This window comes from Undibacterium sp. TJN19 (assembly GCF_049339485.1).
GTDB lineage: Bacteria > Pseudomonadota > Gammaproteobacteria > Burkholderiales > Burkholderiaceae_D > Undibacterium.
In genome coordinates this window covers 32,432-58,545 of the sequence record NZ_JBMPPL010000007.1, presented here as the reverse complement: position 1 = coordinate 58,545, position 26,114 = coordinate 32,432, and the positions used below count along the sequence as shown (strand labels likewise).

Here is a 26,114-nt window from a genome sequence, read left to right as displayed (position 1 = left end):
ATGATGTTTTCAGTCAGCCTTTCAAAAAGATCAATCAAATTTGATTCAGACTCGCACGCCATGGAAAAGATTTTGATCAATTTCTGAAGCTGGACTACACTCAGCACCCTGTACCTAAGCAGGCAAACCCAAAAATTAAAATCAGGAGAAAAAATGACTATAGATTTCAAAGGCCGTGTAGCGATCGTCACCGGTGCAGGTGGTGGACTGGGGCGTGAACATGCGCTGGCACTGGCTGCGCGTGGCGCCAAAGTAGTCGTGAACGATCTTGGCGGTGCGCGTGATGGCTCTGGTGGATCCTCTGCCGCAGCGATGGCAGTAGTCGAAGAAATCCGTGCAGCTGGCGGTGAGGCAATAGCCAATGGTGCATCGGTCACCGATTTTGAAGCCGTGCAGGCGATGGTGGCCGACACCATGGCGCAATGGGGACGGGTTGATATCCTTATCAATAACGCCGGCATCTTGCGTGACAAGAGTTTCGCCAAGATGGATATTGCTGATTTCAAGCTCGTACTTGATGTGCATCTGATGGGGGCCGTGCATTGCTGCAAGGCGGTCTGGCCCATCATGACAGAACAAAAATATGGCCGCATCGTGATGACGACGTCGTCTTCCGGCCTGTATGGTAATTTTGGTCAATCCAACTACGGTGCTGCCAAACTGGCGCTGGTGGGCCTGATGCAGACGCTGGCAATCGAAGGCGCAAAATACGATATCCGTGTGAACAGTCTGGCACCGACTGCGGCCACCCGCATGACGGAAAGCCTGTTCCCTGAAGAATTGCTGAAAGCCTTGCAAGCCTCGGATGTGGTGCCAGCAATGCTGGTACTGGCCTCGGAACAGGCGCCCAGCCGCGCCATATTATGCGCAGGAGCAGGCAGCTTTGAAGCAGCCAATATCACCATGACGCAAGGCGTATGGATAGGCCGGGCAGCAGACGCGCCAGAACAACTGGCGGCAAGACTGGCAGAAGTACGCCAGCGCGAAGGAGAGATCGTACCGGAAAGTGGCACCGCCCAAGGGCATCTGGAATTGAGCAAGGCCATGGCGCAGATAAAAGCCCAGTGACACAATCTGTCTTCTCATGTTCTGAAGTCAGCGGCGATATATTTTTAACATACTGTTGCTGACATTAAGCCGTCATAAAAGCCGCGTACTGTCTCGCCTGACAAGAATCAGGCTCCAGGAGTAAGTATGCAGATGGGCACTTTGGCAATTCATGCGGGTAATTCCGGTTTCCCGCATTGGAATAGCGTATTTTGCAAGACCAACAAGGGTCGTGAAGAACTCACGCATAAACGTGCGGGCTTGAGTTTAAAGCAGCGCAGCGTGCTGATCATGCTTGATGGCAGCAAGAAACTGAGTGCCTTGCTGACGCCAGTACCCAGACAGGAGCTGGCTGAAATCGTTGATTTTCTGGCGACGCAAGAACTGATCACCTCGACTGACACGCCAGAATTTCAGCCACAGCCGGCTGCAAATGCCACGCAACAGGCTGCCGCCGAAAAACCTGCCAGTACAGCCTTGATACAGGATCTCGACACCTTATGCAAAATCAAGGCTCTGATGACCACCACCGCGCAAACCTGCCTGGGTCTGTTGTCGGCAGATGTCGTACGGCGCGTTGAAAGCGCAAAAGATGCAGCCCAATTGACCACGGTACTGGGGCACTGGCATATGGCCTTGCGTGATTCCAGGCAGGGGCCTCGCTTTGCAGCTGCTTATATGGAACAAATTGGTGCAGCTTTGCGTGGCGAAGCACATAGCCTGCCGATTTAAACCTTGCAAAGCCCTAAGTAACGGCAGCATGGCCCTTACCGGCTATACCGCTACAAATTTTTCAACAGGCAGAGTATGAGAATATTTCATGCCAAATGCCCAGATGTGGCAATGCTGTTAAAAAATACTCCCGCTGAACACGCTTAAATCAAGATAAAAATTGCAATCATCTGCAAGCACTTGCTGACGCTGCAAGCAGTCTGTGCCAAACTAACGGCATGACACTCACAGAATTAAAATATATTGTTGCCGTGGCAAGGCAAAAACACTTTGGTCATGCGGCAGAAGCATGCTTCGTCGCACAACCTACCCTTTCTGTTGCCATCAAAAAACTCGAAGATGAATTAGGCGTCACGATTTTTGAACGTGGCGGCACTGAAGTTTCCACCACACCACTGGGGGCGCAGATCGTTGCCCAGGCTGAAAGGGTGCTGGAACAAACTGCTGCCATCAAGGAAATCGCCAAACAAAACAAAGACCCGCTCGCAGGTCCTTTTCGCCTTGGCGTGATCTACACCATCGGCCCTTATCTGCTGCCTACACTGGTCAAAACCATGATACAGCAGGTGCCACAGATGCCGCTGGTCCTGCAGGAAAATTTCACCGTCAAGCTGATGGAACTGCTGCGCCAGGGTGAACTGGATGCAGCCATCATGGCCTTACCCCTGCCAGATCAGGGCATGATGTTTCAGCCGCTATATGATGAACCCTTCGTCGTTGCCATGCCAAAAGACCATGCCTGGACCAAGCGTACTGAAGTGTCGGCAGAAGAATTAAAATCCGAAACCATGCTTTTGCTGGGCAATGGCCACTGTTTCCGCGATCAGGTACTGGAAGTCTGTCCCGAAATGGCCAGATTTTCCACTGCTGGCGACGGTATCGCCAGAACCTTTGAAGGCTCATCCCTGGAAACCATACGCCATATGGTGGCTTCCGGCATAGGTATCACTGTATTACCGATGGCATCTGTCCCCGATTTGGATACCAAAGACGGCATGCTGCGTTACCTGCCCTTCAAGGCGCCTGCGCCGAATAGGCGCGTGGTCATTGCATGGCGTAAGAGTTTCACGCGCCAGGCCGCCATCGAGGCCATACGCCAGGCCGTCCTGGCCTGTGATTTGCCTGGCGTGACCATGCTGGACGAAGCGCCCGGCCATCAATAATTTCTGTAGTTTTCGATGCCCATAGAATCCATCTCCACGGCACGCCTGCAATTGCGTGCGTTATTGCCTGAACAGGCAATGCTGATGCAGCACTACCTGCTCAGCAACCGCACACATCTTGCCCCCTGGGAACCAGCACGCGATGCGGATTTCTTTTCCCTGGAAAAATGTGAAGAACGCCTGCACGCTAATTTGCGTCTGATGGAAGCCGGTCTGGGCCGGTATTTTTGCGTTTTCCTTGGGGAAGAAGTCATAGGCGTCTGCAACTTCAGTAATATCGTGCGCGGCGTTTTCCATGCTTGCCACCTGGGGTATGCCATTGCAGAAAAACATCAGGGTCAAGGCTATATGCAGGAAGCCGTACAGGGTGGAATTACACATATGTTTACGCAACAGGGGCTGCACCGCGTCATGGCAAATTATGTGCCAGAAAACTTGCGCAGCGCCGCCCTGCTTGCCCGCCTGGGCTTTGAAAAAGAAGGTTATGCCAGGTCCTACCTTAAAATCAATGGGGTCTGGCGTGATCACGTACTGACTGCACTGGTGAACCCGCACGACTGAATACAGCGACCGAGTCGTCACCATCGGGGACGCACAAGCAATCCCACCCATTTATGCGCTATTGTCAGGACGACAGCGCTATACTTCAGCTTTTTGCGAAACTCGATGACAGGATATTTGTCTATTCAGACATCTTATTTTTACAGAAAGCGTCTCTACATGCCTTTGTTTAAAAAACTGGCCATGCTGATCGTACTGATGGAACTGGCCGGACTGATCAACAAACCCTTGATCAGTGATTGTCAGGCGCAAACCAGCGGCGATACCGTCACCATTTCTGCGACCCCACTGCCGGCAAATGCCCGGCCCAAAGTGGCGCTGGTCTTGTCTGGCGGCGGTGCACGGGGTTTCGCTCACATTGGGGTGTTGCGCGCCTTGCGCAAAATGCGCATTCCTGTAGATATCGTGGTCGGCACCAGCATTGGTGCAGTGGTCGGCGGCGCCTATGCCGCCGGACGCTCTGCCGACGAACTGGAACAAATCGTGCACGACACCAACTGGGATAGTGTCATGGCGGACCGCCCTGCCCGCTATGACCTTGACTACCGCCGCAAGGAAGAAGACTTGCTGCTACCGTCGCGCATAGAATTTGCCGTGACCAAGTCCGGCATTTTCCTGCCGCCTGCTGCCGCCGGTAATGGCGCCCTGGAAAACGCCCTGACCCGCCTGATGCCTGAAGGCATGCGCGATCAGCCTGTGGATCAGTTGTCGCTGCCATTTTGCTCGGTGGCCTCTGATTTGCTGACTGGTGAAATGGTGGAATTGAAAAACACCCCCTTGCTGCTGACCATGCGTGCCTCACTGGCATTGCCCGGTGTGTTTGCACCTGTACGTATCAAACAGAAGCTGGTTGTCGATGGTGGCCTGGTCAGCAATTTACCGGTCGAGCTCGCACGTGACATGGGCGCTGAGGTCGTCATTGCCGTCAATGTGGGTACACCGCTGGCAAAAGAAAGTGAACTCAACAGCGCCATTGATGTGACCAAGCAAATGCTGCAAATTCTGACTGAGCAAAATGTCCAGCGTTCGATCAAGGACCTGCGCAGTACGGATATCTTGATCGCACCCGAATTGTCGGGTATCAGCTTTCTTGATTTTGCCGAATACAAGCAATCCATCAAGGCAGGTGAACTGGCGACGCAAAAAATGGGTGAACAGCTCAATGTCTTGCGTGTCACCGATGAACAATATGCGAGCTTTGAGTATCAGCGCTCCAATGGCACGCTGACTGCAAGGCCTTCTTCGAATAAATTGCCCCTGGCAAAAATCGAAGTGGAAGGCCCGAAATACATCAACCCGAAATCCCTGATTACCCAGACTGGCCTGCAAGAAGGCCAGGTGCTGACGCCAGAACAAATCCGGCAGGCATCGGCCAAATTGTACGCGCGCGCTGACATCGACAATGTAGAAACCATCATCACCGACAATGATGGCAAACGTGATGTGCTGATCAGGCCGACAGAAGCCAGTTCCAGCCGCAACCGCCTGCGCGTGGGGCTGGAACTGACCAGCGATTTTGCCGATGAAAACCGTTTTGCCCTGAGCATGATGCATATCGCATCATCGCTCAACAGCTATGGTGCCGAACTTCGCACGCTTGCCCGCATAGGCAGCCAGCGCCAGCTTGTCACCCAGTTCTGGCAACCTTTATATGCAGGCTCACCGTGGTTTGTTGCGCCCTCGCTTGAATACAATGGCCGCAGCCTCGATATCTTTAATGAAGGACGCCGAAGCGCACGTGTCGGTGTGCGTGGCACGCAGGCCAGCCTGACTTTTGGGTGTCTGCTGGACAACTGGGGCGACATCGAGGCTGGTGTCAGCCGTGGTTTTGGCAAGGTTGACCTGCTCCTACCCGCCGTCGCCGGCCAGGAGAGCCTGCGTTACTTTGATACTACGCAGTACATACGCTTCCGCCTTGATACACTGGATTCACTCGCGTACCCGACGCGTGGTCACCTGATTACCTCTTCATGGGAACGTTCACCGGCCAAAGGCCCGGGTGAACCATCGCAGGCACAATCAGAGATCGACATCCTGACCGCTTTCCAGTACGGCGACTGGGCGGGTCACCTGTATGGGGAATGGGGACGCTCACAACGCAGCGCAACACCGAATCCGCTGGGCGGTTTTTTGCGTCTGTCAGGAACAGCCAACAACTCCCTGTCTGGCAATGCAACGGTTTTTGGCCGTCTGCTGCTGGCACGCAAGATAGGTGCCTTGCCGACCACGGTAGGTGGGGCGATCAGGGTGGGGTTTTCAGCAGAACTGGGCACTGCCTATGGTAATGGGCAGCCCTTGCGTTTTGGTAATTTACAGCAGGCAGCCAGCGCACACATATCGGTGGATACGCGTTTTGGGCCCTTGTTTTTTGGCGCCGGTGCCACCCGTGGCAATGGTTCTTCGCTCTATCTTTTCCTGGGACCTATCTGGTGAGTCAGCCCCTTGACCGCCGCCACCTCCGGGCGGCGCAAGGCAGTAAACGCAGAAAACTCCCATGAGCGAAAACCAACCAGCAAAGTAAAGCCATCGCGTTCTTCTGGCCGCAAGCGCCGGTCATCCTGATGCAAGTGTGCCAGTTCGGCCGCCAGTTGCTGGATTTTTTGCACCAGTTCCTGGGCGCTGTGTGATGATACGCGGGCGGGCACGAACAACAGGGTTTCGCCCGGCCCGTCAAAGCTGCCGGCAAAATAATCACTGACCACTACATCGCGGAAATATTTCTGTATCGGCCCATCTGGCCGCCAGTGAAAGGCTGGTGACACGTTCAGGCGATAACGGTTATGCGGGCGCAGTTCTATCAGCTCCAGCTTATCGAGCGCGATCAATTGCAGGATGCATTCTGATTCTGACAAATGATAGGTCTCTATGATCTGTTCCAGCGTCCAGTGCCCCAGACAGCAAATGGCAATCAGCAACAATTTGGGGTCAGCCATCAAGGACTGTTCCTGCGCCAGCGTCAGGGTGTCAGAATATGGCGTCACATCGGCCGCCTGCCGCAATACGTCCTCCATGGCGACACCTGCTGCCTTGCAGATCTCTGCCAGACGCGAAAGACTCATATCCTTTTGCCCAAACATGCGCTTCATGCTTGATTCGCTCATCCCTATGCGGTCTGCCAGCATTTTATAGGTGACCCCTGCCGCACGTAATTCTGAGCGCAAGACCTTCAAGACCAATTCGGGTGAACTCATCACTACTCCGCATTAAAGGTTAAATTTTGCAAATAGTACCGTAATTCAATACCAAAGATATCGAAATTTAAGTCTTTCGGCAATTTTCTGGTACTCATTTTTAAATATTGCGACACTTCGACTCGCCATCGGAGTATGAAGTTCAAGTTCTACGCAAAGGAAATGAGAATGGGAACAAGATTAGCAAGTCTTGGCAGATATCTGCTCAGTATCGGCCTGACGGTCACCGTTTTTGGTCTGGGTTATTTTTGTGGAAACCGGGCAGAAAAAAGCGCGCATTTCAATGTAGGGGCCAGCGGCATGAATGTCACCAGCAGCCGCGCCAGCGCTCGCCCAGACGCCTTAAGACAACACAGGAACAGCCGCAAAGCGGCATTACTGGTGTAATGCGTTTACGCCATTGAAAAGACAAGACAGATCAATAACGCTTGGTGGTTTCAGGATCAAACCAATGGACAGCATCAGCAGAAAAACCGACCGAAGTCTGCTGGCCGGCGGTGACCGCCGTTCCGGTCGGTGTACGTATTACCATAGGCTGACCGGCACACAAGCCGTGTACCAGCAAATCGGCGCCCAGCGACTCAACCAGTTGTACATCAAGCGGCAAACCCGGCATGCCTATGAACAGGTGTTCTGGTCTTACCCCCAATATCAGCTCACGGCTGGCGATGCGCTCTGCTTCGCTTTGCACCAGCGGCAATGACACCAGGGCGTCGCCGATTTGTATCTGCCTGCCGTTTGCGCTGAGTTTGCCACGCAAAAGGTTCATCGGCGGTGAACCGATGAAGCTGGCAACAAAGGTGGAGGCCGGGGTTGTATAGACTTCCGCAGGTGTACCGATCTGCTCGGCCACGCCACCATTCATGACGATCATGCGCTGGCCCAGGGTCATCGCCTCGACCTGGTCATGTGTCACATACAGGCTGGTTGTTCCCAGGGTCTTGTGCAGCTTTTGAATTTCAAGCCGCATCTGCACGCGCAATTTGGCATCCAGGTTGGATAAGGGTTCATCAAACAAAAACACTGCCGGTTCACGCACGATGGCGCGACCCATTGCCACCCTTTGCCGCTGACCGCCAGACAATTGTCGTGGCGTTCTTTGCAGCAGACTTTCCAGTTCCAGGATTTTTGCTGCTTTCTGCACACGGCTTTCTATGTCTGTTTTGGAAAAGCCGCGTATCTTCAAACCATAGGCCATGTTCTGATAAACGCTCATATGCGGGTACAGGGCATAGTTCTGGAACACCATGGCAATGTCGCGGTCTTTGGGTTCCAGCAGATTGACGACGCGGTCACCTATCACGATGTCACCATCGCTTACTTCTTCGAGACCAGCCACCATGCGCAATAAAGTCGACTTGCCGCAGCCCGAAGGGCCGACCATGACGATGAATTCGCCATGTGCAATATCGATGGAAATACCATGTATCACGGCAACTGCCTTATCACCCTTGCCATAAGTTTTTCTGACGTTTTTTAAATGAACCTGAGCCATAAAATAGTTGTATTCCGTTTTTCCAATAAGTATTCAGGACTGAAATATGCTGGGTACGCTTGATATGCTGATCAGCAAAAACCTCATTTTTCCGAGTCGACCAGGCCCTTGACAAACCATTTTTGCATGACAACGACGACCAGTGCCGGTGGCAGCATTGCCAGCAACAGGGTTGCCATGACCATATTCCACTCCACCGCGGCATCGCCGCCGGCGATCATGCGCTTGATGCCCACACCGATAGGGTACATATCCTGATCAGTCGATACCAGCAGCGGCCACAGGTATTGATTCCAGCCATAGATGAACATGATGACAAACAATGCGATCACATTGGTGCGCGACAAAGGCCACAAGATATCCTTGAAAAACCGCAGCGGCCCCGCCCCATCAATGCGTGCGGCTTCGGCCAGTTCATCAGGCACGGTTAAAAAGAATTGGCGAAATAAAAATGTTGCTGTTGCCGAGGCGATCAGCGGTATCGTCAAGCCTGCGTAGGTATTGAGCATGGATAAATCTGACACCACCTTGTAAGTCGGGCTGATACGCACTTCGACAGGCAGCATCAGCGTGACGAAAATCATCCAGAAAAACAGGCCGCGACCAGGAAAGCGGAAATAGACGAGTGCAAAGGCCGACAGCATGGAAATCGAGATCTTGCCGACAGCAATCATCATTGCAGATATCAGGCTGACCCACAGCATGCGCCCTACCGGGTTACTGGCGACATTGCCGGAGGTGCCGCTGCCCAGCACAGCTTTCATATTGACCAGCAACTGGTCACCCGGAATCAGCGACATCGGTGCCAGCGCTGATTGCTCTGCCGTTTGCGTACTGGCGACAAAGGCGACATAGATGGGAAAGACGACCAGAGCAACGCCCAGCAGCAAAATAAAGTGGCTGAACAGCCCCAGAAAAGGTCGGCGCTCTATCATGAATACTGCACTTTCTTTTCCACATATTTGAATTGCACAACGGTCAGCACAATCACGATCGTCATCAGTATCACCGACTGCGCCGCAGCACTACCCAGGTCACCGCCCTTGAAACCGTCATTGAATACCTTGAACACCAGGATTTCAGTTTCTTTGCCGGGACCACCTTGCGTAGTTGCTTCAACGATGGCAAAAGTGTCGAAGAAGGCATACACGATATTGACCACCAGCAGGAAAAACGTGGTAGGTGTCAGCAGAGGAAAAACAATGCTGAAGAACCGCCGCCAGGGCCCTGCCCCGTCGATGGCAGCTGCTTCAATAAGGGACTTGGGTATGGATTGCAAACCCGCCAGAAAAAACAGAAAGTTGTAGCTGATCTGCTTCCACACTGCCGCCAGTACGATCAATATCATGGCATGCTGACCATTCAACAAACTATTCCATTCGATACCAAAATGACGCAAGGCATGGGCCACAATACCCAGGGTGGGATTGAGCAGAAACATCCATAACACGCCAACGACGACGGGTGAGACTGCATACGGCAATATAAGCAAGGTCTTGTAGAAACTGCTGCCCTTGATAATGCGGTCGGCAAACACCGCCAGCATCAGCGAAATGCTGAGTCCCAGGACTGCTACCAGACAAGAAAACATGGCCGTGGTCTTGAACGAGGTCAGGTAAGTCGGATCAGCAAACAGGTTTTTGAAATTATCCAGCCAGACGAATTGCGTGGACATGCCAAAAGCGTCTTGCAGCAAGACTGATTGATACAGCGCCTGTAATGCTGGCCAGAAAAAAAACAATACCGTTACTACGATCTGCGGCATCAGCAGCAGATAGGGTAACCAAACTGAACGAAACCGTGCGCGCTTTTCCAAAAAAACCTCTAATAAGTTGGACCTGAAAGCTCACCACAGAGACACAGAGGGGGCACAGAGGAGCACGGAGAAAAACAAAGGCATTATTTGAGTTTTTGATTGTTTTGTTTTTCTCTTGCTTTTCTCTGTGTCTCTGTGTCTCTGTGGTGAGGGGTCTTGATCTTGACTTTACTTATTCGCTTTTTCGAAACGCTCAAGCAATTCATTGCCGCGGTTGACGGCGCTGTCCAGGGCTGCCTTGGCTGATTTTTTACCGCTCCAGACCAGTTCCAGTTCTTCATCCATGATGGTGCGTATCTGCACAAAACTGCCCAGGCGTATGCCACGTGACTTGTCAGTGGTCTTGACGATCATTTGCTGCACAGCGACGCCAGGGCCAGGTGTTTTTTCATAGAACCCTGTGCTTTTGGTCAACTCATAGGCCGCGTTGGTGATCGGCAGGTAGCCGGTTTCCTGATGCCATTTTGCCTGTACGTCAGCTTGTGAGAGGAATTTATAAAACTTCGCCACGCCTTTGTATTCATCGACTTTTTTGCCATTCATAGTCCACAAGGAAGCACCACCTATGATGGTATTTTGTGGCGCGCCTTTCACATCCGAGTAGTAAGGCAAGGGGGCAACAGCAAACTTGAATTTGGCGTTTTTCGCCACGTTGCCATAGGCAGAACTGGATGAGGTCAGCATACCGCATTCACCGGAATAGAATTTGGCTTCCGGTTCGTTTTTGCGGCCAGCATAAGTGAAATAACCTTGCTTGGCCCAGTTTTCCAGGTTTTCTATATGCCGCACATGCAGCGGGCTGTTGAATTTCAGGCGCGCGTCGAGGCCGCCGAAACCATTGCCCTTGGAGGCGAATTCGACATTGTGCCAGGCCGAAAAACTTTCCAGGTGTACCCAGGTTTGCCAGCCTGTGGTGTAGGCACATTTTTCTCCGCTGGCTTTCAGACGGGCGGCAGCGGCCACCACTTCCTGCCAGGTAGCCGGAGCCTTGCTCGGGTCCATGCCGGCTTTGGCAAACATATCCTTGTTATAGTAAAACACGGTGGTTGAACTATTAAACGGGAAGGACAACATTTCGCCCTTGGGCGAGGTGTAATAGCCTGCTACGGCAGCGACATAACCAGATGAATCAAATTTCTCGCCCGCCACCTTCATGACTTCCGAAACCGGTTTTACAGCGCCTTTTGCATACATCATCGTTGCAGTACCGACTTCAAACACCTGCAAGATATGTGGCGCATTACCAGCGCGAAAGGCAGCAATGCCTGCGGCCAGGGATTCGTCATAATTGCCTTTATAGACAGCCGTGACTTTGTATTCATTCTGGCTTTTATTAAACTGATCTGCCAGGGCAGTAACACGGTCGCCCAGCGCACCAGTCATGGAATGCCACCAGCTGATTTCAGTCACCGCCTGGGCAGAGCTGGCAAAGCACATGAAGACAGCGGCACTGGCCAGACTCAGTTTGGTATGCAATTTCATTATTCGTCCCCGGAAAACTGGTAATCAAGATTTTTATTATTGCTGCGGTATTTATTGCTGCGGTATTAACAGACCCTAAGATAGCATTGAGACCCATGCCATGTATAGATAGCATTTATAATTCTTCATTTGCAACATCAAAGTTCGGCATGAATTATTATCATTTCATAAGCCAACGGCTGGCTTTATACCTGAAACTGGTCAGACTGGATAAACCCATAGGCATACTTTTGCTGCTATGGCCTACCCTGACGGCTTTATGGATAGCGTCAAACGGTCATCCCTCTCCGGATCTGGTGGTGATTTTCAGCCTGGGTACGGCACTGATGCGCTCAGCCGGGTGTGCCATCAATGATTATGCTGACCGTGAGTTTGACAAGCACGTCAAGCGCACAGCTGAACGACCACTGACGAGTGGCAAAATATCCGGCAAGGAAGCTGTCGGCGTTGCGGTCGTGCTGGCATTGATTTCTTTTTGCCTGATCCTGCCTTTGAATGCATTGACCAAACAATTATCGGTTGCTGCCGTGCTGATCGCCGGTACTTACCCCTACTTCAAGCGGTTTTTTGCAATTCCCCAGGCTTATCTGGGTATTGCCTTTGGCTTTGGCATACCTATGGCCTTTGCTGCCGTGCAAAACACTGTGCCTACGGCCGCCTGGATACTGTTGCTGGCCAATATTTTCTGGGCACTGGCCTACGACACTGAATATGCAATGGTCGACCGCGATGACGACCTTAAAATCGGCATCAAAACCTCGGCCATTACCTTTGGCAGCTATGACGTCATAGCTGTCATGTTGTGCTATGTACTGTGTTTTGCACTGATCTTGCTGGTTGGCTGGCAAACCGGCTTACGCACTTATTTTGTGACAGGCATGGGTGTTGCCCTTGCATTTTCCTTGTATCACTACCAATTAATAAAAGAGCGTGACCGCATGCGCTGTTTTGCCGCCTTCCGCAATAACAATTGGCTGGGGGCAGCAATCTTTGCTGGTGTTGCGCTTGACTATGCAGTAAAGTAAGACAAGAGATTGTTACTTACTTAACATTGCATTTGATCGTTAATGTGTATCATTGACTAAACACAAGCTCTTATCGATCTTTTTGATTAGACTGAAGTACCCCGACGCAGACAGCGCATCCCAAAACTGAAAGGAAAAATCATGAGTGCAGTAGACGAACATAAAGAACAGTTGATGAATGACCTCCACCTTGTCATTCGCGATGCGGAAGAGTTGTTAAAAAACACCGAGCAACAAACCGGTGAAGGTTTCAAAGCCGCCAAAGCCCGTTTTGAAAAAACGTTGAGAAACGCCAAGGCTGAAGTCGAACGTATCGAAGACCTGGTCATCACCCGCACCAAAGAAGCAGCAAAAGCCACCGACGTTTATGTCAAAGAAAATCCATGGCAATCAGCTGGTATTGCGGCTGGCGTTGGCTTGCTGGTGGGGCTGTTGATCGGTCGCAGCAGATAAACACATGGCGATACTCGATTCGCTGGGACAACTGGCGGCAACACTCACCAATATTGTCCACACACGCCTGGAACTGGCCGCAGTAGAGCTGGAAGAAGAGCTTTCACGCTTTTTTTCCACACTGCTGTGGTCGCTGACCGCGCTGTTCTTTGCCGGCATCGCGGTGATGCTGGCTATATTGACGCTGATTGCCGCATTTTGGGATACTGCCCATCGGTATACGGTCTTGTTCAGCTTGCTCGGTCTGTTTTCTGCGCTGGCAATCCTGATTGCCTTGTGGCTGCGCAATGCCATCAGAAACCGTCCTGGTCTGCTTGCTTTCACGCTATCTGAACTGAAGAAGGACAGCGCCGCCCTGCGTGGCGAATCGCCTGCCAGTCAGTCACCGGACTAAGGCAGGCAAATGAAAAAACGCCAGGAACAACTCGCCCTGCAACGCCAGGCTCTTTTACTGAAGAGTCAGGCACTGCGTGGCTTGATGGCCATACATACCAATGAACTACGGCAATCGCTGTCATTCGCTGACTATGCACTGAAACTGTATAGCTCCGTCAGCAATACCGTAAGGCATCGCCCTTTTCTTGGCGTGGCGATCAGCGCCGCGGTTTTCATATTGACACCCAGGCGCATTTATTCGGTGGCAAAATCTGCAATGTTAGGATGGCAGACCTGGCAGAGTCTGGCCGCCGTCATGAAGCGCATGCGGACAAATCAGCCGGATGAATAAGCCATAGGCTTTTATACGGTTATATTGCAAATAAGATCAATTAATTGCAAGACTATTTCAAAATCAGGATAGCCCACTACTCACGCAGGGCCATGCCGAAACAGGCCATCTTTTAGCTTGATCTTTCAATTTCATCTAAATTGCGTTCCTGATCTAAAATATCAGTAAAAGGGAAAGCAGCCTGCTTGCAAAAGGTCGCTCTTCTTCATCTGATTATCAACATAACACGCAGAATTAAGCGCTACGGCCTTGTCGCACATCATCTCAAAGGAATAAGCGGCGTCATAGCCTGTTAAAATGCATTCCTTAAGGTAATAAATTCAGTCAAAAAAACTCAACTTTTTTGCGTCAAGGAAGTCAAATAAAATGAAAGCAGTAATCCTTGCGGGTGGGCTAGGTACACGGCTCAGCGAAGAAACCACCGTCAAGCCCAAGCCTATGGTAGAAATTGGTGGCAAACCCATACTTTGGCATATCATGAAATCGTATTCTCAACACGGGATTAACGATTTTGTGATCTGCTGTGGCTATAAGGGTTATTTGATCAAAGAATATTTTGCTAACTATTTTTTGCATACGTCGAATGTGACCATTGACCTATCCAGTAACGCTATGCAGGTACGTCAAAATAGTTCTGAACCGTGGCGCATCAGCCTGGTTGATACTGGTGAGAATTCCATGACAGGCGGGCGTCTGAGACGGGTACGCAGCTATCTCGATGAGGAAGATTTTTGCTTTACCTATGGTGATGGAGTTGCGGATGTGAATATTTCTGCACTGCTTGAGTTTCACCGTGCCCAGGGACGCTTAGCAACGGTTACCGCATCAAAACCCCCGATACGTTTTGGTGTACTCAATATTGAAGGCAATCAGGTCACAAATTTTCGCGAAAAATCAGCTGGCGATGGCGTCTGGATCAATGCAGGTTTCTTTGTCTTATCACCAAAAATATTCGATTTATTGGAAAATGACGCAACGGTTTGGGAAAAGGAACCGTTAGAAAAATTGGCAAATAGCGGACAATTATCGGCTTTTCAACATCCGGGTTTTTGGCATCCCATGGATACATTACGCGATAAGAATCATCTGGAAGAATTATGGAATTCTGGCCAGGCTCCGTGGAAAACCTGGTGATTTTTTTTAAAGTGCCAGGACGGTATCTGGTAAGCTAAATCGACATGACACAAACTGAAAAAAAACAAGAGCTACGCGCACAAATTGCCGAACTGGTCGAACAGTACGCGAACCTGGCTTTAAAGCCAGCCATATTCATGCCTGGCGCGACACCGATTCCTCCATCCGGTAAATCACTCGATGCGACTGAAATCAAAAATATGGTCGACGCAGCATTGGATGGCTGGTTGACAGCTGGTCGCTTTAACGCAAAGTTTCAGCAAGAACTGGCAGCCTTCATTGGCGTCAAACAACTGATCACGGTAAATTCCGGTTCTTCCGCCAATCTAGTGGCGTTTAGCACCCTGACTTCCAACAGACTGGGTGACCGTGCGATCAAACGTGGTGATGAGGTGATCAGTGTAGCAGCGGGCTTCCCCACCACAGTCAATCCAATTTTGCAGTTTGGTGCTGTGCCTGTATTCGTTGATATTGACAGGATTACTCATAATATTGATGTCAGCAAGATAGAAGTCGCAATTAGTCCTAAAACTAAGGCCGTTATGCTAGCGCATTCGTTAGGCAACCCCTTTAATCTGGATGTAGTAAGCGCATTGTGCAAAAAATACAATTTATGGTTAATAGAAGATTGTTGTGATGCACTGGGTAGCACTTACCGAGGGCAGATGGTCGGCACCTTTGGTGATATTGCAACACTGAGTTTTTATCCTGCCCATCACATTACCATGGGTGAAGGCGGTGCAGTGTTCAGCAATAACGAAGAACTAATGGCAATTGCAGAAAGCTTCCGGGACTGGGGTCGTGATTGTTATTGTCCGCCTGGCATGGACAATACCTGCGGCAAACGTTTTTGCTGGAAATTAGGCGACCTGCCTGAAGGCTATGATCATAAATACACCTACAGCCATCTGGGCTACAACTTGAAAATTACCGATATGCAGGCGGCCTGCGGCCTAGCGCAACTGCACAAGGCAAAGCAGTTTATCGAAACGAGAAAAGCGAACTATCTGTTCCTTAAAACCCGCCTGCAAGCCTGCGAAGAATTTGTTACATTGCCACAAGCCACGGAACATTCTGATCCGTCCTGGTTTGGATTCCCGATTACTTTAAAAGAAAACTGCCCGGTAACCAGGCTGGATTTGCTGACTTACCTGGATCAGAACAAGGTAGGTACGCGCTTGCTTTTTGCCGGCAATCTGACACGCCAGCCCTATATGCGTGAAGCGCATTACCGCATCAGTGGAAACCTGGTCAATACGGACCATATTATGAACAATACCTTCTGGATAGGTGTGCAACCTTCACTAACGCAAGAGATGCTGGAATTTGCAGCCCACAAGATAGAAAGCTATCTTGGCCTGAATTTTTAAGCGCAAAAGGCAAAAATGAAGCAGGAAAAAACCACCAACAGCCTTATCGTGCTGCATCCTGAAGATGACGTGGCAATCTGTCGCGCCCAAATGATAAGTGGCAACAACGCAGATGGCATTTCTGTCAAGGGACTGATTCCTGCGGGGCACAAGCTGGCACGCCGCGCGATCGCCGCAGGACAAGCAGTACGTCGTTATAACCAGATTATCGGCTTTGCATCCAAAGCAATACAGGCTGGAGAACATGTGCATACCCATAATCTGGAGATGGGTGACTTCGATCGCGATTATGCGGTAGGCGCAGATGTCAAAGCAGAGATACCGCGACAGCATGCCGAATTTATGGGAATACGCCGTCGCAACGGACAGATTGCCACGCGTAATTACATCGGCATACTGTCCAGTGTGAATTGCTCTACAACCGTAGCGCGGGCCATCGCTGATTATTTCAAGATGAACAATTTTCTTGCGGAATTTTCAAATATTGATGGCATTGTGGCACTTACCCATAGCGCCGGTTGTGGCATGGATGATCACGGTGCAGGTATGCAAATCTTGCAGCGTACGCTGACAGGTTACGCCCTACACGCGAATTTTTCGGCTGTTTTGCTGATCGGCCTGGGCTGCGAGGCCAATCAAATGGGCTTACTGTTGCAGGCGGGCGGTTTGCATGAAGGTGAGAATCTAAAAACTTTCAATATCCAGGATGTTGGCGGTACTGGCAAAGCCGTAGAACGTGGTATAGCGCTGGTTAAGGAATTTTTGCCAAATGCAAATGCTATTATTCGTGAACCCTGCGATGTAAGCAATATCGTAGTCGGCTTGCAATGTGGTGGCTCCGATGGGTATTCCGGCATCAGTGCCAATCCCGCACTGGGCCATGCGGTTGATTTGCTGGTGGCACATGGCGGTACTGCTATTCTTAGCGAAACACCGGAAATTTATGGGGCTGAGCATCTGCTGACACGCCGTGCTGCCAAGCCCTCAGTAGCCGAAAAACTACTGGAACGCATACATTGGTGGGAAGAATATGTACGCATCAATCATGGTGAAATGAACAACAATCCGGCACCTGGCAACAAGGCCGGTGGCCTGACCACGATACTGGAAAAATCCTTGGGCGCGGTAGCCAAGGGTGGCACCTCAAATCTGAACGCAGTTTATGAATATGCGCAACAGGTCAGCGAGCGAGGATTGGTATACATGGACACGCCTGGTTACGACCCAGTCAGCGCTACTGGCCAAGTTGCGGGGGGCGCCAATGTGATCTGTTTTACCACGGGACGCGGTTCAGCTTATGGTTGCGCACCCAGCCCCTCTCTGAAACTGGCTACCAACAGTGATTTATGGCGTCGGCAAGAGGCCGATATTGACATCAACTGCGGTGAAATCGTTGATGGCAATGCGACGATAGAAGAAATGGGGGAACGCATCTTTCAGTCGATACTGGCAACAGCGTCAGGAAGAAAGACCAAAAGTGAATTGCACGGCTATGGCCAAAATGAATTCGTTCCCTGGCAATTGGGCGCAGTCATGTAACTTTATGGCTGAGACAAATCACATTCGACATCATGCGATTTAATTGGCACCCAACGAAAAATGCGAAGGCAAATGAATACTGAAAAATCAAAACTCGTTAAAGTGTCGGACTATATATGTTCACGCATAAGGGAGCTAACTGGTTCCCGCCATGTCTTCTTGCTATCTGGTGGCGGCATGATGCATTTGCTAGACAGTGTAGGCAGTAGTGAGTTAACTCCTTTTCCTTTGCATCATGAACAGGCCGCCGCCATCGCCGCCTACGCCTATGGCCGTAGCCTGAACGCGACAGGCGTATGCTTCGTCACTTCCGGTCCTGGAGCAACCAATGCATTGACAGGGGTAGCGGGTGCCTATACAGACAGCGTTCCCATGCTTTTCATTTCTGGTCAGGTATCAACCTTGTTTTCTCAACGATTGCATGGTTTGCGTCAGCGTGGTTTTCAGGAGTTCAATATCGTAGATGTCGTCGCGCCCACCACAAAGTACGCACGTTTTGTCGGGAAGGCACAAGATATCCGTTATGAACTGGAAAAAGCCTGCTTTCTGGCACGTGCAGGACGACCCGGACCAGTCTGGCTGGATTTGCCCCTCGATGTGCAGGCTGCGTTGATAGACCCAGATAGTTTGCACAGTTTTGACCCGCATACCGAAGGTCTGGCGGATCAGAATCCTGCACCCGAACAAGAACTGGTCAGTTCAATCCTGACCCATCTGCGCAATTCAAAACGGCCTTTAATCGTACTTGGTCATGGAGTCTGGCTGGCCGGTGCCAAAGACAGCGCTTTGCATTTGCTGGGTTTGTTGCAAGTACCGGTACAAACCACCTGGAACGCCATCGATCTGGTGCCTGAAGCACATCCACGGTATTTTGGCCGTGCCAATGCCTATGGACCGCGTTATGCAAATTTTATCATCCAGAATGCTGACTACCTGTTAAGCATAGGTGCTCGCCTGGGTGTGCAACATACCGGCTATAACGTCGAAGCTTTTGGAAGAGCCGCTTTTGTAGACATGGTTGATCTTGACCCTGCAGAAGCCAGCAAACCATTCCTGAAAATCGACCGCTATTCACGTTGCGATGCCAAGGCTCTGATCAATGCGCTAATCAGCGAACTGGAAAATAGCCAGACATCAACTATCCTTGCCCCAGTTGAGTGGAACACCTATTGTCAACGCATCAAACATACTTACCCGGTTGCTCCGACACTTGAAGAAGCAGGTGCTGCACAACTGGTTGATCCTTATTATTTTGTCGATGTACTATCCGATCTTTTACCAGAAGATGCGCTGGTGCCATTAGGATCTTCCGGCACGGCATTTACGGTATCGGGACAGGCTTTCAAGCCCAAGGTAAGACAGCGTGTATTTCATGCCAAGGGCATGGCAGCAATGGGTTTTGGCATGCCTTCTGCAATTGGAGCCAGCATTGCGTTTGACAACAAAATGGCGATTACCCTGGTTGGTGATGGAGGCTTTCAGTTGAATATACAAGAGCTGCAGACCATGGTACATCACGCTTTACCAGTGAAGATCTTTGTTGTCAACAATGACGGTTATCACGCTATACGCGTCACTCAGGAAAATTATTTCAATAACCGTTATGTCGGCTCCACTGCAGAAAGTGGTGTATCTCTGCCCTCTTTGAAAAAAATTGCCGATGCCTATGGCATGCAGCATCGCATCATACACAATAACAGTGAAGTCAAAGATGTCATTAGTGCCAGCCTGGGGAATCATTTGCCTGAGATCATAGAAATCATGGTTGATCCGCATAAGCATCTAATGCCCAAACTGGGGTCCTTCATCAAACCTGATGGAACTATGGCTTCACGCCCCCTGGAAGATTTACTGCCCCTACTGAGCCGAGAAGAATTTCGCGCCAACATGTACACCGAGCCCTTGGAATAAACCCTGATGAAGACAAAAATTTTATTGATGGGTGCAGGTGCAATCGGGCGTGGTTATCTGCCCTGGACATTGGATGCATCGCGCCACGAATTTATATTCATCGATAATAATCCGGCCATTGTCGATCACCTCAATTTCCACGGTGGCTACACGACCTATCGCGTCAATGGCGACGAGTATCAGCAAATGCGGGTCAATATTCTGGCAGCTTACACGCCAGCCAGTTTTCAACTGGCAGATCATCAGGATGCGATTGCCTGCTTTTTCTCTGTAGGGCCACGTAATGTCAGCAAGGCAGCGCAGATACTGGCAGGTTCTGCCATCCCGCTGATCATGTGTGAGAATGAACCGGAGACTGTCGCTGTCGCCAAACGTGTAGTCGGCCACGATGCTGTCTATTTCGCCGTCCCCGACGTGATTACCTCCAATACGGCACCAGCGCATTTGCTGGCGCAGGATCCGCTTGCCATTACCACCGAGAATGGTGTGCTGTATGTCGAAGCCTGCCCGGCCGTCATTCACGGTGATATGGCCCTGCTGTCACGCGAAGAACTGCTGCGCATACAGTGGACCCCCAAGCTATACCTGCACAACACACCACATTGCATCGCCGCCTATCTGGGTGCGCTGATGGGTGCAACGTATGTGCATGAAGCCATGATGCATCCGCGTGCGGCGCAACTCGTAGAAGGGGCCATGACAGAAATGCTGCAGGCACTGAAACTGCTATGGGATATTCCTCACGATTTTCTGGAATGGTATGCAGAAAAAGAACTGGCGCGTTTCCGTTGTCAGCTCTTGTTTGATCCGGTTGCGAGGGTGGCCCGTGAACCACTGAGAAAGCTTGAACTGCATGGTCGTCTGATCGGCGCTGCCCAAATGTGCCTGACTCTGGGTGTACTTCCACAATATCTGCTGAAAGGCATAGTCGGTGCGGTCCTGTTTGAAGACGTCAACGACCCGGATCATCATATAGGTCTGATGCATGAAGCCATGGACACAGCCAGCTTCAACCGCTATGTACTTGGTCTGCGTCCGGGGGAGCCGCTGGATTTGATGTTGCGTGAAAAAATCGCAGCGATTACCACCGAACTACGTGAAATCGTAAAGGATTGAATGTGGCTATTCGTATTGACAACCATGTGAATGACAACGAACTCATCAGAATTGCACTGGATGCCGTACTGGCCGCCACCAAGATCGCTGATGGCTTCAATGGTGCTGCAGCAGTCAGCCACAAAGGCAGCCTGCGCGATATCGTCACCCAGGCTGATATCGATATCAGCGAACTGCTGATCAAGCGCCTGAGTCTCAGCGGCCTGCCGGTCATTTCAGAAGAAAATCCAGATCAGAAAATACCTGTGGGTACAAATTGCTGGGTGGTTGACCCTATAGACGGGACCGTTAATTTTTCACATGGCCTGCCACAATATGCCGTGTCAGTCGGTCTGCTGGACAACGGTTCTTTCAGGCTTGGTGTCGTCTGCGCACCAGCCCTGAATGAATTGTACTTCACGCTGAATACAGAGCGCGCTTTGATGAATGGCCGACCTTTCAGACATGAACATCTGGGCATACAGGATGCATTGACGGCAGCCAGTTTCAGCGCCAGGGTTCCCGAACCGCAATATACCCTGTTCAGGCAAGTAAACGAAAGTACACGTGGCTGTCTGCGTACTGGCAGTGCTGCCCTCAATATCTGCTGGGCCGCCACCGGCAAACTGCAGGCGGCTTACGGCTTTGCAGCAAAAATCTGGGATGTGGCAGGCGCGCTGGCAATTGCCCGCGCAGCGGGGTGTGAAATCCAGCTGCAATATGCAGATGATCATCTGACTCTGGATTACTGTGTAGGGTCGCATGATGTCGTACAGCATATCAGCAAGCTTGCGCAGCAGAATGGGCTGGCGAACTTTGGAACTGACGATGAATAAACCTATCAATGAATTTGCAGGCGTGCCTGTCGTCATCCTGTGTGGTGGCATAGGTGTGACACTGAATGTAACGCAGGGTCAACGCCTGAATAAAGGACTGGTACGGATACAGGAAAAACCCCTGTTCTGGTGGGTCATGCTGCAATATGTCATTCATGGCGCCAGTGATTTCATTCTTCCGGCAGGTTACCAGTACGAACAATTCCGCTTGTCGTTGCTACAGGCCGGTGGTGTTGAACTGGCTGGCGATCCGGGTTGTTACGAAATCCTGATAGGCAACATCCCATGCCGCGCGCGCCTGCTGCTGACGCCGGAAGATGCATCGACAGCAGCGCGGCTGCTGGCTTGCAAACTCTGGCTGCAACATGCGCCATCCTTCGCCCTGACCTACTCCGATACCTTGTGTGACGTTGATCTCAGTGCGGAAATGCGCTTCCACAAGACCAGTGGACTGACCGCGACCTTGATAGCCACTAAATTTCCAGTGCGTTTTCGTATTTTGGGAGTTCGCGCAGGGGAAATGCTGGTGCGAGCCTTTGCCTCCCGGCCTGTGATTGAAGCAGCCAGCATCAATGGCGGCTATTACCTGTTCACGTATGCCATCTGGAATCCTGAATTCGCCGTCACCGCTGATATCGCACTTGAAAACCAGCCGCTGGAAAAATTGGCAGCCGCAGGCCAGTTGATTTCATTTGCACATAATGGTTCCTGGCACACTTGCGATGCAGAACGGGATCTGATTGGGCTTTCAAAACTGGCGAGCTATCTCAGTTCAAAGTTATTGGACAACCATAGAGAGTTCCATCCAGAAGAATGAAATGAATAGCATTGGCCATAAGATAAGGCCCAGCCCCAGAGAAACTCAATATTCATGCAAATGGCTATTAAAACGAACGCACTCTCAGATGACGAACAAGAAAAATTTCAGGCGCCACCCCATCGTCGCAGCCGATATGCTGAGTTTAAGCAATACATCTTGCGTGCCGTGGGAACAACTGCGTGGAAAAACTGTCCTGATCACAGGTGCAGCGGGGTTTCTTGCGACCTATATGGTAGAAATATTGCTGTTCCTGAACGAAACCAAGGGCATGGGAATCACCGTCATCTGCATGGTCAGGGACGTGAATCATTTTAATATCCGATTCGCTCACCATGTACCAAGGCAAGATCTGATTTGTCTGAAGCAGGATATCAGCACTGCATTTGATGTCGACCATCAGGTGGATTTCATCATCCATGCGGCAAGCAAGGCCAGCCCCAAATATTATTCCACCGACCCGGTTGGAACACTGAGCGCCAATACGATGGGGACAGCGCATTTGCTGGATCTGGCAAAGCGTCAGCAAGTCGAAGGTTTTCTGTATATAAGCAGTGGCGAAGTCTACGGACAAGCGAGTAAAGTGCCCACGGCGGAAACTGACTACGGTGCCGTCGATCCTCTGGATGTTCGTGCCTGTTATGCGGAAAGCAAGCGCATGGGTGAAAACATGTGTGTATGCTGGCATCATCAATTCAAGATTCCGGCAAAAATTGTGCGTCCCTTCCATACCTATGGCCCTGGCATGCAACTCGATGATGGCCGTGTATTTGCAGATTTTGTTGCTGACATTCTTCATAATCGCGATATCAAAATGAAGAGTGATGGTCTGGCAAAACGGGCATTTTGCTATATCGCCGATGCGACCGCAGGTTTCTTCACCATCCTGTTGTCGGGCGAAAACGGCAAAGCCTACAATATCGGCAACCCACAGGGAGAGATCAGCATTCGCGATTTGGCACAGTTACTGGTCGGCATTTTCCCGGAAAAGAACCTGAAAACTATCTTTACCGATAGGGATAGCAACGACGTCTACGTGCCAAGCCAGGTACAGGCCATTTGCCCGAATATTGATCTGGCAAATGCGTTGGGCTGGTCTCCTGAGACCAGCTTGGAACAGGGATTTCTTAACACGGTTAAAAGCTATCAGACATGGCAGTGATAATTATCTGGTACAAGAAATAATCATCCTTCAACAAATTCCATAAAGCATGCAAACACCTCATTTTACTGCTTGAAATTAAAATCAGGCATTCAGCATGAGTGTGTCGTGTATAGAAAATACCAGTTCCAATAATTGGACCAATAATCAAGTGTGATACCGATTGTCGATGAAGATTTTTTTTAGAAGAACAGGTATTGACCGCGCGATCCTTTACACATTGATAGGTCGGGGCTGGAGCATGCTTGCTGCGTTAGTAACGCTATGGCTTATCACGCGTCACCTGTCTACCAGCGAACAAGGTTTTTACTATACTTTTGCCAGCATCATCGGCCTGCAGATCGTATTTGAATTGGGCATGAGCAATGTCGTCATGCAATTTGCCAGTCATGAGATGGCGCGTCTTTCCTGGCGTCCTGACCACATACTGGAAGGGGATGAAAAAGCCCAGAGCCGCCTGTATTCACTGTTCAGTCTAATTGCCAGATGGTACGGTGTCATTGCTGTACTTATCATTTTCGTCATCCTGCCCGCCGGTTATTATTTTTTTGGCAAAAATGCTGTAGCTCCATCGATTGCATGGGAGGCTGCCTGGACGTGGCTGATCGTTGCGACCGCTGTCAACATTTTGCTGACACCAGTGTTTGCCATGCTGGAAGGTTGTGGGCACGTTACACAGATTGCCCGTTTGCGTATGGTGCAAGGCATAGGTGGCAGTATCGTGTGCTGGGGAATGCTGGCATCAGGCGCAGGCTTATTGGCTATGCCAGCCATGAGCAGTGTCATGGCTGTGATTGGCCTGTGCTGGTTATGTTTAAGCTATACACGCTTCTTTAAGGCACTGGGCACGCATTATTTTTCGACAAATAAAATTGACTGGAAAACTGAAATCTGGCCTTTGCAATGGCGCATCGCCATCAGTTGGTTAAGCGGCTATTTCATTTTCCAGTTTTTTGTTCCAGTCCTGTTTGCTTATCGCGGCGCAATTGAGGCCGGGCAAATGGGTATGAGCCTGAGTATAGTCAGCGCTATTTCCACCATCGCCATCGCCTGGGTTAACACCAAAGCACCACAATTTGGCAGACTGGCGGCACTACAGCATTTTCATGAACTGGATAGTCTATTTTTTCGTATTCTGAAACAATCCACGGTCGTGATAGTCCTGGGTGCGCTATGTCTGCTATTCATCAAATTATTTTTACTTCATGCCGACCATCCGCTGAACGCCAGGATAATGCCGCTGCTACCGTTTGTATTGCTGCTACTGACAACCATCGTGAATCATATCGTGTTCGGTCTGGCGATTTATCTGCGCTCATACAAAGAAGAACCGTTCATGTTCTTTTCACTAACCATGGCCTTGTTGATCGCTGCTGCGAGCCTGCTACTGACCAAACGCTTTGGCGCAAACGGGATGATGATCGCTTATTTTTGCCTGACATTGGGCATAGGACTGATCTGGGCTTGCTGGATTTTCAAAACCAAGCGGCTGGAATGGCAGGCAACAAAGAAAGGAGAACAGATTGTCTAAACTGGTGCTATCCATTTATATCCCCACGTATAACAGAGCGGGTTTATTGCAGCACTTGCTACAGTCTATTGTGGCGGGAATGACGGCATGGCCAGATGATCTGGAACTGATTGTTTCAGACAATGCATCAACAGATAACACTCAGGAAGTGGTAGCCAGCTTTATCCAGCAAGGCTTTCCTTTCATCAGCCTGCGTAACGCGGAAAATATCGGGGCTGACAGAAATTTTTGCCAGGGCTTTAGCAAGGCAAACGGAAAATATTTCTGGGTAATCGGTGATGATGAAATCATGTACCAAGGAACGGTTAACTATGTACTGGAGCAATGCCGGTCTTTGGACATTGGCATTTTATATCTTGCCAATGATGGTTTTGGTCACAATGAGCAAGAGCACGTTCTGGAGCGCAAGACACCTAAAGAGATCAGCGCAAGATTACTGAACTCAAATGAGTTTTTCAAATCAACCAACGTCTTTTTGACATTTATTTCGGCGAACGTCATCAATCGTGAGGCCGTGCTCGCCTATACGCCAGACTTTGATCCCAACACTGAACTCAATACCTATCTGGTCCAGCTTAGCTGGACCTTCACGGCACTCAAGGCATGCAGGCAGCATTTATATGTGAATAGCAGAATCTTTGCAGCACTAAGAGAAAACAGCAGCGGCTATCGCCTGGTCGAAGTGTTTGGTGTCAATCTGGTGCAGATGACCAGAAAACATCTAGGTACCAGCATACCGGACGCAGAACGAATCATGGCCAATGCCGTGATTACCCGTTTTTTCCCACGTCAGTTAATGAGCCAGTTCAGCAGTACTACCAGTAAAAATAAATTTCTTGATGAAGATATTGTCGACGTCAGCACGAAATGCTTCAGCGTCTATCCGCTATTTCATATTTTCCTGAAACCCATTCTGACCGGCTCTTGGCCGACGAGACAGATTGTTTTCTTTTGCGTCAGAGTATTCAACAGTATCAATCGCTGGACAAAGTATCGCTTTCTTTAAACTAGAAGGACGAAGCAAGCG

General features: G+C 50.4%; 25 protein-coding genes. 20 read left to right on the top strand and 5 right to left on the bottom strand.

The window, feature by feature from the left end:
* Positions 1-153: 153 nt before the first annotated feature.
* From ACO0LH_RS18605 to ACO0LH_RS18585, 5 genes are all read left to right on the top strand, one after another.
* A complete protein-coding gene (locus ACO0LH_RS18605; protein WP_422942627.1) occupies positions 154-1,068 on the top strand; it encodes an SDR family NAD(P)-dependent oxidoreductase in 915 nt (304 codons plus the stop codon).
* Between the two features lie 126 nt (positions 1,069-1,194).
* Complete coding sequence (locus tag ACO0LH_RS18600; protein WP_422942626.1) at positions 1,195-1,779, top strand: hypothetical protein; 585 nt, start codon at positions 1,195-1,197, stop codon at positions 1,777-1,779.
* Positions 1,780-1,997: 218 nt separating this feature from the next.
* Positions 1,998-2,942 carry a hydrogen peroxide-inducible genes activator gene (locus ACO0LH_RS18595; RefSeq protein ID WP_422942625.1) on the top strand — a complete coding sequence of 315 codons (945 nt, stop codon included), beginning with the start codon at positions 1,998-2,000 and terminating at the stop codon, positions 2,940-2,942.
* Positions 2,943-2,957: 15 nt separating this feature from the next.
* Positions 2,958-3,503 (top strand): ribosomal protein S5-alanine N-acetyltransferase, encoded by a 546-nt coding sequence (rimJ, locus tag ACO0LH_RS18590; protein ID WP_422942624.1) that lies wholly within the window; start codon positions 2,958-2,960, stop codon positions 3,501-3,503.
* Positions 3,504-3,662: 159 nt separating this feature from the next.
* Positions 3,663-5,936, top strand: a complete 2,274-nt coding sequence (locus ACO0LH_RS18585) for a patatin-like phospholipase family protein (RefSeq protein ID WP_422942623.1) — start codon at positions 3,663-3,665, stop codon at positions 5,934-5,936.
* Here the strand turns inward: ACO0LH_RS18585 and ACO0LH_RS18580 are convergent.
* Positions 5,909-6,694 (bottom strand): helix-turn-helix domain-containing protein, encoded by a 786-nt coding sequence (locus tag ACO0LH_RS18580; RefSeq protein WP_422942622.1) that lies wholly within the window; start codon positions 6,692-6,694, stop codon positions 5,909-5,911. The genes ACO0LH_RS18585 and ACO0LH_RS18580 overlap by 28 nt on opposite strands.
* Positions 6,695-6,862: 168 nt before the next feature.
* Between ACO0LH_RS18580 and ACO0LH_RS18575 the strand changes: the two genes are divergently transcribed.
* Complete coding sequence (locus ACO0LH_RS18575; RefSeq protein WP_422942621.1) at positions 6,863-7,081, top strand: hypothetical protein; 219 nt, start codon at positions 6,863-6,865, stop codon at positions 7,079-7,081.
* Positions 7,082-7,112: 31 nt separating this feature from the next.
* On the opposite strand, the gene ACO0LH_RS18570 is transcribed toward ACO0LH_RS18575, so the two are convergent.
* The 4 genes from ACO0LH_RS18570 to ugpB form a co-directional block, all read right to left on the bottom strand.
* Positions 7,113-8,189, bottom strand: a complete 1,077-nt coding sequence (locus ACO0LH_RS18570) for a sn-glycerol-3-phosphate import ATP-binding protein UgpC (RefSeq protein ID WP_422942620.1) — start codon at positions 8,187-8,189, stop codon at positions 7,113-7,115.
* A gap of 83 nt (positions 8,190-8,272) precedes the next feature.
* The gene (gene ugpE, locus ACO0LH_RS18565; protein WP_422942619.1) at positions 8,273-9,124 is read right to left on the bottom strand and encodes a sn-glycerol-3-phosphate ABC transporter permease UgpE; all 852 of its coding nucleotides are present in this window, start codon (positions 9,122-9,124) and stop codon (positions 8,273-8,275) included.
* A complete protein-coding gene (gene ugpA, locus ACO0LH_RS18560) occupies positions 9,121-10,005 on the bottom strand; it encodes a sn-glycerol-3-phosphate ABC transporter permease UgpA (RefSeq protein ID WP_422942618.1) in 885 nt (294 codons plus the stop codon). Before ugpA ends, ugpE begins: the two co-directional genes overlap by 4 nt.
* Positions 10,006-10,173: 168 nt before the next feature.
* On the bottom strand, positions 10,174-11,487 hold the full coding sequence (gene ugpB / locus ACO0LH_RS18555; protein ID WP_422942617.1) for a sn-glycerol-3-phosphate ABC transporter substrate-binding protein UgpB: 1,314 nt from the start codon (positions 11,485-11,487) through the stop codon (positions 10,174-10,176).
* Between the two features lie 149 nt (positions 11,488-11,636).
* On the opposite strand from ugpB, the gene ubiA reads away from it, so the two are divergent.
* From ubiA to ACO0LH_RS18485, 14 genes are all read left to right on the top strand, one after another.
* Positions 11,637-12,512: a 4-hydroxybenzoate octaprenyltransferase gene (ubiA, locus tag ACO0LH_RS18550; protein WP_422942616.1), complete on the top strand. Its 876-nt coding sequence runs from the start codon at positions 11,637-11,639 to the stop codon at positions 12,510-12,512.
* A 141-nt stretch (positions 12,513-12,653) separates the two neighbouring features.
* Positions 12,654-12,965, top strand: a complete 312-nt coding sequence (locus ACO0LH_RS18545; protein ID WP_422942615.1) for a DUF883 family protein — start codon at positions 12,654-12,656, stop codon at positions 12,963-12,965.
* A gap of 4 nt (positions 12,966-12,969) precedes the next feature.
* Positions 12,970-13,359: a phage holin family protein gene (locus ACO0LH_RS18540; protein WP_422942614.1), complete on the top strand. Its 390-nt coding sequence runs from the start codon at positions 12,970-12,972 to the stop codon at positions 13,357-13,359.
* A 9-nt stretch (positions 13,360-13,368) separates the two neighbouring features.
* The gene (locus ACO0LH_RS18535) at positions 13,369-13,692 is read left to right on the top strand and encodes a YqjK family protein (RefSeq protein WP_422942613.1); all 324 of its coding nucleotides are present in this window, start codon (positions 13,369-13,371) and stop codon (positions 13,690-13,692) included.
* Positions 13,693-14,058: 366 nt separating this feature from the next.
* The gene (rfbF, locus tag ACO0LH_RS18530; protein ID WP_422942612.1) at positions 14,059-14,826 is read left to right on the top strand and encodes a glucose-1-phosphate cytidylyltransferase; all 768 of its coding nucleotides are present in this window, start codon (positions 14,059-14,061) and stop codon (positions 14,824-14,826) included.
* 44 nt (positions 14,827-14,870) lie between these two features.
* On the top strand, positions 14,871-16,196 hold the full coding sequence (rfbH, locus tag ACO0LH_RS18525) for a lipopolysaccharide biosynthesis protein RfbH (RefSeq protein ID WP_422942611.1): 1,326 nt from the start codon (positions 14,871-14,873) through the stop codon (positions 16,194-16,196).
* Between the two features lie 15 nt (positions 16,197-16,211).
* Entirely contained in the window at positions 16,212-17,735 is a 1,524-nt protein-coding gene (locus ACO0LH_RS18520; protein ID WP_422942610.1) for a UxaA family hydrolase, read from the top strand.
* Between the two features lie 72 nt (positions 17,736-17,807).
* Positions 17,808-19,646 carry a thiamine pyrophosphate-binding protein gene (locus ACO0LH_RS18515; RefSeq protein ID WP_422942609.1) on the top strand — a complete coding sequence of 613 codons (1,839 nt, stop codon included), beginning with the start codon at positions 17,808-17,810 and terminating at the stop codon, positions 19,644-19,646.
* Between the two features lie 6 nt (positions 19,647-19,652).
* Entirely contained in the window at positions 19,653-20,762 is a 1,110-nt protein-coding gene (locus ACO0LH_RS18510) for a hypothetical protein (RefSeq protein ID WP_422942608.1), read from the top strand.
* 2 nt (positions 20,763-20,764) lie between these two features.
* Positions 20,765-21,577, top strand: coding sequence for an inositol monophosphatase family protein (locus ACO0LH_RS18505; protein WP_422942607.1), 813 nt, complete (start codon positions 20,765-20,767; stop codon positions 21,575-21,577).
* The gene (locus ACO0LH_RS18500) at positions 21,570-22,394 is read left to right on the top strand and encodes a hypothetical protein (protein WP_422942606.1); all 825 of its coding nucleotides are present in this window, start codon (positions 21,570-21,572) and stop codon (positions 22,392-22,394) included. Before ACO0LH_RS18505 ends, ACO0LH_RS18500 begins: the two co-directional genes overlap by 8 nt.
* 88 nt (positions 22,395-22,482) lie before the next feature.
* Complete coding sequence (locus ACO0LH_RS18495; protein WP_422942605.1) at positions 22,483-23,556, top strand: NAD-dependent epimerase/dehydratase family protein; 1,074 nt, start codon at positions 22,483-22,485, stop codon at positions 23,554-23,556.
* A 241-nt stretch (positions 23,557-23,797) separates the two neighbouring features.
* Entirely contained in the window at positions 23,798-25,087 is a 1,290-nt protein-coding gene (locus ACO0LH_RS18490; RefSeq protein ID WP_422942604.1) for a lipopolysaccharide biosynthesis protein, read from the top strand.
* Positions 25,080-26,093 carry a glycosyltransferase family 2 protein gene (locus tag ACO0LH_RS18485; protein ID WP_422942603.1) on the top strand — a complete coding sequence of 338 codons (1,014 nt, stop codon included), beginning with the start codon at positions 25,080-25,082 and terminating at the stop codon, positions 26,091-26,093. Before ACO0LH_RS18490 ends, ACO0LH_RS18485 begins: the two co-directional genes overlap by 8 nt.
* Positions 26,094-26,114: the final 21 nt, after the last annotated feature.

Excerpts from the sequence above, each read along its gene's own strand:
- ACO0LH_RS18605 (WP_422942627.1), top strand. The coding sequence starts at position 154 with ATGACTATAGATTTCAAAGGCCGTGTAGCGATCGTCACCGGTGCAGGT.
- ACO0LH_RS18600 (WP_422942626.1), top strand. The coding sequence starts at position 1,195 with ATGCAGATGGGCACTTTGGCAATTCATGCGGGTAATTCCGGTTTCCCG.
- ACO0LH_RS18595 (WP_422942625.1), top strand. The coding sequence starts at position 1,998 with ATGACACTCACAGAATTAAAATATATTGTTGCCGTGGCAAGGCAAAAA.
- rimJ (WP_422942624.1), top strand. The coding sequence starts at position 2,958 with ATGCCCATAGAATCCATCTCCACGGCACGCCTGCAATTGCGTGCGTTA.
- ACO0LH_RS18585 (WP_422942623.1), top strand. The coding sequence starts at position 3,663 with ATGCCTTTGTTTAAAAAACTGGCCATGCTGATCGTACTGATGGAACTG.
- ACO0LH_RS18580 (WP_422942622.1), bottom strand. The coding sequence starts at position 6,694 with ATGAGTTCACCCGAATTGGTCTTGAAGGTCTTGCGCTCAGAATTACGT.
- ACO0LH_RS18575 (WP_422942621.1), top strand. The coding sequence starts at position 6,863 with ATGGGAACAAGATTAGCAAGTCTTGGCAGATATCTGCTCAGTATCGGC.
- ACO0LH_RS18570 (WP_422942620.1), bottom strand. The coding sequence starts at position 8,189 with ATGGCTCAGGTTCATTTAAAAAACGTCAGAAAAACTTATGGCAAGGGT.
- ugpE (WP_422942619.1), bottom strand. The coding sequence starts at position 9,124 with ATGATAGAGCGCCGACCTTTTCTGGGGCTGTTCAGCCACTTTATTTTG.
- ugpB (WP_422942617.1), bottom strand. The coding sequence starts at position 11,487 with ATGAAATTGCATACCAAACTGAGTCTGGCCAGTGCCGCTGTCTTCATG.
- ubiA (WP_422942616.1), top strand. The coding sequence starts at position 11,637 with ATGAATTATTATCATTTCATAAGCCAACGGCTGGCTTTATACCTGAAA.
- ACO0LH_RS18545 (WP_422942615.1), top strand. The coding sequence starts at position 12,654 with ATGAGTGCAGTAGACGAACATAAAGAACAGTTGATGAATGACCTCCAC.
- ACO0LH_RS18540 (WP_422942614.1), top strand. The coding sequence starts at position 12,970 with ATGGCGATACTCGATTCGCTGGGACAACTGGCGGCAACACTCACCAAT.
- ACO0LH_RS18535 (WP_422942613.1), top strand. The coding sequence starts at position 13,369 with ATGAAAAAACGCCAGGAACAACTCGCCCTGCAACGCCAGGCTCTTTTA.
- rfbF (WP_422942612.1), top strand. The coding sequence starts at position 14,059 with ATGAAAGCAGTAATCCTTGCGGGTGGGCTAGGTACACGGCTCAGCGAA.
- rfbH (WP_422942611.1), top strand. The coding sequence starts at position 14,871 with ATGACACAAACTGAAAAAAAACAAGAGCTACGCGCACAAATTGCCGAA.
- ACO0LH_RS18520 (WP_422942610.1), top strand. The coding sequence starts at position 16,212 with ATGAAGCAGGAAAAAACCACCAACAGCCTTATCGTGCTGCATCCTGAA.
- ACO0LH_RS18515 (WP_422942609.1), top strand. The coding sequence starts at position 17,808 with ATGAATACTGAAAAATCAAAACTCGTTAAAGTGTCGGACTATATATGT.
- ACO0LH_RS18510 (WP_422942608.1), top strand. The coding sequence starts at position 19,653 with ATGAAGACAAAAATTTTATTGATGGGTGCAGGTGCAATCGGGCGTGGT.
- ACO0LH_RS18500 (WP_422942606.1), top strand. The coding sequence starts at position 21,570 with ATGAATAAACCTATCAATGAATTTGCAGGCGTGCCTGTCGTCATCCTG.
- ACO0LH_RS18495 (WP_422942605.1), top strand. The coding sequence starts at position 22,483 with ATGACGAACAAGAAAAATTTCAGGCGCCACCCCATCGTCGCAGCCGAT.
- ACO0LH_RS18490 (WP_422942604.1), top strand. The coding sequence starts at position 23,798 with ATGCTTGCTGCGTTAGTAACGCTATGGCTTATCACGCGTCACCTGTCT.